At 56.4% G+C, this 5,066-nt stretch carries 6 protein-coding genes; 5 read left to right on the top strand and 1 reads right to left on the bottom strand.

The features are described 5' to 3' along the window. Window positions 1-281 (top strand): transposase (locus tag LQK84_RS24900; RefSeq protein ID WP_230831473.1); only part of this gene is annotated, 281 nt, incomplete at its 5' end. Between the two features lie 159 nt (window positions 282-440). Here LQK84_RS24900 and LQK84_RS24895 read toward each other — a convergent pair. Further along, window positions 441-821 carry a helix-turn-helix domain-containing protein gene (locus LQK84_RS24895; RefSeq protein ID WP_330166437.1) on the bottom strand — a complete coding sequence of 127 codons (381 nt, stop codon included), beginning with the start codon at window positions 819-821 and terminating at the stop codon, window positions 441-443. A 628-nt stretch (window positions 822-1,449) separates the two neighbouring features. Between LQK84_RS24895 and rfbB the strand changes: the two genes are divergently transcribed. The 4 genes from rfbB to rfbC are packed head-to-tail and all read left to right on the top strand — an operon-like array spanning window position 1,450 to window position 4,839. Beyond that, the gene (rfbB, locus tag LQK84_RS24890) at window positions 1,450-2,511 is read left to right on the top strand and encodes a dTDP-glucose 4,6-dehydratase (RefSeq protein ID WP_230831472.1); all 1,062 of its coding nucleotides are present in this window, start codon (window positions 1,450-1,452) and stop codon (window positions 2,509-2,511) included. A 5-nt stretch (window positions 2,512-2,516) separates the two neighbouring features. Further along, the gene (rfbD, locus tag LQK84_RS24885; protein WP_230831471.1) at window positions 2,517-3,401 is read left to right on the top strand and encodes a dTDP-4-dehydrorhamnose reductase; all 885 of its coding nucleotides are present in this window, start codon (window positions 2,517-2,519) and stop codon (window positions 3,399-3,401) included. A gap of 8 nt (window positions 3,402-3,409) precedes the next feature. Then, a complete protein-coding gene (gene rfbA, locus LQK84_RS24880; protein WP_230831470.1) occupies window positions 3,410-4,294 on the top strand; it encodes a glucose-1-phosphate thymidylyltransferase RfbA in 885 nt (294 codons plus the stop codon). After that, a complete protein-coding gene (rfbC, locus tag LQK84_RS24875; RefSeq protein WP_230831469.1) occupies window positions 4,294-4,839 on the top strand; it encodes a dTDP-4-dehydrorhamnose 3,5-epimerase in 546 nt (181 codons plus the stop codon). Before rfbA ends, rfbC begins: the two co-directional genes overlap by 1 nt. Window positions 4,840-5,066 lie beyond the last annotated feature (227 nt).

Here is a 5,066-nt window from a genome sequence, read left to right as displayed (position 1 = left end):
ATAGTGCCGAACAGGATGTGCTGGCCTACATGACCTTTCCAAAGCAGCATTGGACGAAGTTGCACAGCACCAATCCAATCGAACGTCTCAACGGCGAGATCAAGCGGCGCACCGAGGTCGTCGGCATCTTTCCCAACGACGATGCCATCGTTCGTCTCGTCGGCGCGTTGCTGCTCGAACAGAACGATGAATGGGCCGTCCAACGGTCCCGCTACATGACACTGGAAACCATCGCCGTAATGAGCGATGATCCGCTCATCAGCCTGCCAGCGGCAAGCTGACACTCATCCGCCCCTCTGGGATGAGCCGTGGTCGTCTAAGCTAAACCACTCCATGGGACACAATCTCATGCGGCGCTGACGGCCGCGTTCCGCGTCTGGCCCAGCGGCGCGTGATCTTGTTCTTCTGCCCGATACGGGTCCCGTCCTCAAACCAGATTCCTATGCGTTTTCCTCGGGCCGCTCCGGCGGCAATTTCTGCCACTGCGGTGGGGAAACTTCTTTAAAATCCTCAATCGCTTGAGGGTCTTGTGCATGATGTTTGGGGCGAGCGGCAAGCTTGCGATAGCCCATGGCCCGGACTTCACGGCAGAGCATTTTCTCTCTGATGGACACCCGAAACTCTAGCCAAAGCCACTGCGCCAGATCGCACAGACGCCAGCGAACGACGCCGTCGAGATAGGGTGTCGGCCCGCGCTCCATGGCCTGCGCCAAGGCCCCGCGCTGCTGATCGTTCAACCGAGACTGTTGACCGGGAGCCTTGCCATTGACGAGTCCTTCGGGACCGCGTTCATTGAAGCGCAGAACCCAGTCGCGAACAATCTGAAGCGTAACATTGCCGAGCCGGATCGCGAGCCTCCGTCATAGATCGACGCGAGCGCCAAGAGACGTCTTACCTGGGCAGCGTCCTTGGTCTGCCGCGCCAGCCGCCGCAGGCCTTCTCCATCAAAATCTTCCCGCAATGAAATCCCTGGTCGCATCGAACACCTCCGGTTCGAATTAGAGATTCAGATTCACGCCGTATTGGGAAGCGAAAAGAGTCGAAGTCACCGAGTTGCAGTACAAGACGATCTCAGGCAGAAATTCCACTTATCCCCGCTGTGCAGATTTCCCGAGCCACCTCTTTCTGCCAGAAAGTTTGAAACCTGGCGCGATCGTAAATCAGGTTGGGGCGCGGTGCGGGCTCCGGGCGAACCATTTGTCGGAATGGCGCGGGAGGGCGCGTAAGGGCCGCCTGGTATTGACAGCTTTGGAGGATGATATGTTCGATTTTGTTCCGGTCGTTCGGTGAGTAGGCGATCACTTCGACACCTTCTAACCCATTAATTCATATCAATGGGAAACAAATATGTTTATGTCAAAATACATGGTAATCGTCACCTCGCTGATACTGGAGATTTTCAAGTGATTTCGAAGACATCGATCGCATGTAGGTTAGGAGTAAGATAGCGTGGCTATAATTGTGACTGGCGGCGCCGGTTTCGTTGGAAGCAACTTCGTTCTTGATTGGCTAGCACGAAGCGATGAAACCGTCATTAATATTGACAAACTGACATATGCCGGAAATCTAGAGAACCTAGCAAGCCTCAAAAACCATAGTAACCACATCTTCGTCCGTTGCGACATTTGCGACTCGGAAACGATCGGCGATCTCTTGAGGACGCACAGACCGCGCGCGGTGGTGAATTTTGCTGCGGAATCGCATGTCGATCGCTCCATTCATGGGCCTGCAGATTTCATCGAAACCAATGTGGTCGGGACCTTTCGGCTTCTGGAAGCCGTGCGTTCCTATTGGAACGACCTCTCGGATGCCGACAAGCAAGCCTTTCGGTTTTTGCATGTCTCGACCGATGAGGTCTATGGAACGCTGTCACCCACCGATGAGCCGTTCCGCGAAACCAATCGTTACGAACCCAATAGCCCTTATTCGGCGAGCAAGGCAGCTTCCGACCACCTGGTGCGCGCCTACCATCACACCTACGCCCTGCCGGTTTTGACGACCAATTGCTCGAACAATTATGGTCCGTATCATTTCCCGGAAAAGCTGATCCCGCTGTGCATTCACAATGCACTCGCCGGCAAAGTCTTGCCGATTTATGGGGATGGGCAGCAGGTCCGCGACTGGCTCTATGTCAAGGATCACTGCTCTGCCATTTGCCGTGTCCTGGAGGTCGGTCAGCTGGGCGACACCTACAACATTGGCGGCTGGAATGAGAAGGCCAATCTGGAGGTCGTCGAGACCTTGTGCGGCATCCTTGATGAACTGTCGCCACGCAAGGACGGAGTCAGCTATGCCAAGCAGATCACCTTTGTGAAGGATCGGCCGGGCCATGACCGCCGGTATGCGATCGACGCCACCAAGATCGAGCGCGAGCTTGGCTGGAAACCAGCAGAGACCTTCGAGACCGGCATTCGCAAGACGGTGCAATGGTATCTCGACCACCAGGACTGGGTCGGCAACGTGACGAGCGGTGCCTATCAGAACTGGGTTGGCCAGCAGTACGGAGCGTGAAGGACATGCGCCTGCTTCTGACCGGAAAGAACGGCCAGGTCGGTTTCGAACTGCAACGGGCTATCGCTCCACTTGGCGAGGTCGCAGCGCTTGATCGAACCGTCTGCGATCTCGAGAACGAAGCTTCGATCCGTGAGGCCGTCAGGCAGTTCAAGCCGGATGTTATCGTCAATCCAGCAGCCTATACCGCCGTTGATAAAGCTGAAGGCGAAGAGAGCAGGGCACACGCCATCAATGCCCGCGCACCAGCCATCTTGGGCGAGGAGGCGACCAGACTTGGTGCGCTCGTCGTTCATTATTCGACAGATTATGTCTTCGACGGCACGGCGAAAAGCTACTACCGCGAGACGGATAGGACGGGTCCGCAAAGTGTTTATGGAAAGACCAAGCTTGCCGGCGAAGAAGCGCTGGCCGCAACAGGGGCCCGCCACATAGTCTTCCGTACAAGCTGGGTTTTTGGCGCCCATGGCGCCAATTTTGCCAAGACCATGCTGCGGCTGGCCCGCGAGCGCGAAACGCTTAGTGTCGTCGCCGATCAAACCGGCGCGCCGACCTCTGCGGCTTTGATCGCCGACGTGAGTGCTTACGTCATTCGCCAACTCGCTGCCACCAAGACCGCTGATTTCGACGGTATCTATCACCTGGTCGCGAGCGGTGAAACGAACTGGCACGCCTATGCCAGCCACGTCATCGAATATGCGCGTGCTAAGGGGCATGCGACCAAGGTTGCGGCCGATACCATCCGGGCGATTGCAACGGCGGATTATCCAACGCCTGCAAAGCGGCCTGCCAATTCGAGATTGGACACCCGAAAACTTCGCGACGCCTTTGGCTTGACCCTTCCGGACTGGAAGGTTGGCGTCGATCGCGTTCTTGAACAGATCCTTTGAGGCACATCATGACAAACCGTAAGGGCATTATTCTTGCCGGAGGTTCCGGTACCAGGCTGCATCCAGCAACGTTGGCCGTCTCCAAACAGCTGCTGCCCGTCTATGACAAGCCGATGATCTATTATCCGCTGACAACCTTGATGTTGGCGGGAATCCGCGAAATCCTTATCATCTCCACGCTGCAGGATACGCCACGATTTCAGGCTCTGCTGGGGGATGGCGCTCAATGGGGGCTTCGCCTGGAATACTGCGTTCAGCCAAGCCCGGATGGCCTGGCACAAGCCTTCATCCTTGGTCGAGACTTCATCGGCGAAGATCCAAGCGCGCTCGTACTCGGTGATAACATCTTCTACGGTCACGATTTCCAGAAGCTCTTGCGCAGTGCTGCCTCTCAGACCGATGGAGCGACGGTTTTCGCCTATCACGTCCATGATCCAGAGCGCTACGGCGTCGTTGAATTCGACAAGGATCGGCAAGCCTTGTCGATCGAGGAAAAGCCGGTGCAGCCGAAGTCCAGCTACGCGGTCACGGGGCTGTATTTCTACGACGCGCAGGTCTGCGATATTGCCGCCAGCATCAAACCCTCGGCGCGTGGTGAGCTGGAAATCACCGACGTCAACAGCCGCTATCTCTCGCAGAACCAGCTCAGCGTCGAGATCATGGGGCGCGGTTATGCCTGGCTCGACACCGGAACCCATGACTCGCTTCTGGAGGCTGGCCGTTTCATTGCAGCCATTGAAAAGCGCCAGGGCCTGCGTGTCGCCTGTCCGGAAGAGGTTGCCTACCGTGCTGGCTGGATCGATGCCGCCAAGCTCGAAAAGCTTGCAAAGCCCTTGATGAAGAGCGGCTATGGAGCCTATCTGCAGAACATTCTGAAGGACGATGTTTTCTGATGCAGGCGACAAAGACACACATTCCCGACGTGATCATTCTCGAGCCTAAAGTCTTTGGCGATGATCGCGGTTTCTTCTTCGAAAGTTTTAACGCGCGCACCTTCGAGACGCTGACGGGTGTCACGCGCAGCTTTGTCCAGGACAATCATTCGAAATCCGCGCGCCACGTCCTGCGGGGGTTGCATTACCAAATCCGCCGACCGCAGGGAAAGCTGGTGCGTGCGGTCCAAGGCGAAGTGTTTGACGTTGCTGTGGATCTGCGGCGCTCGTCATCGACGTTCGGGCAATGGGTAGGTGTGACGCTTTCGGCCGACAATAAAAAGCAGCTGTGGGTGCCGGAAGGATTTGCGCATGGTTTCGTTGTGTTGAGCGAGACGGCTGAATTCCTCTACAAGACGACCGATTTTTACGCGCCGGAATACGAGCGCAGTATACTCTGGAATGATCCATTGATTGGAATCGACTGGCCTTTCGAGGGCGAGCCAAAATTGGCAGCAAAAGACGCGCAATCTGTAACTCTGGGTGAGGCGGAAACGTTCGACTGAAGTATAGAGCTGGCTCGGGAAATCCGCGCAGCGAGGATAAGTGGAATTTCTGCCTGAGATCGGCCTAGATCGGAATCCGATCATGTTGCATCGTATCCAGCGGCCATGTTGCATCGTATCCAGCGGCGGCGAAATAGTTCTGGCATTCGTTTGGCGTGAAGAGTTTGAGGACGCGCCCAATTGTGTTCCAGAGGCCACTGATGGAGCGCTCGGCAGCCTTGCGCAAG

The organism is Rhizobium sp. C4 (genome assembly GCF_021026315.1).
In the GTDB taxonomy this organism is placed as follows: domain Bacteria; phylum Pseudomonadota; class Alphaproteobacteria; order Rhizobiales; family Rhizobiaceae; genus Ensifer_A.
This window is presented reverse-complemented; position numbering and strand designations above follow the sequence as displayed.

What these genes read in the sequence shown, in the direction of transcription:
- rfbD (WP_230831471.1), top strand. Translation starts at nt 2,517, where the DNA reads ATGCGCCTGCTTCTGACCGGAAAGAACGGCCAGGTCGGTTTCGAACTG.
- rfbC (WP_230831469.1), top strand. Translation starts at nt 4,294, where the DNA reads ATGCAGGCGACAAAGACACACATTCCCGACGTGATCATTCTCGAGCCT.
- rfbA (WP_230831470.1), top strand. Translation starts at nt 3,410, where the DNA reads ATGACAAACCGTAAGGGCATTATTCTTGCCGGAGGTTCCGGTACCAGG.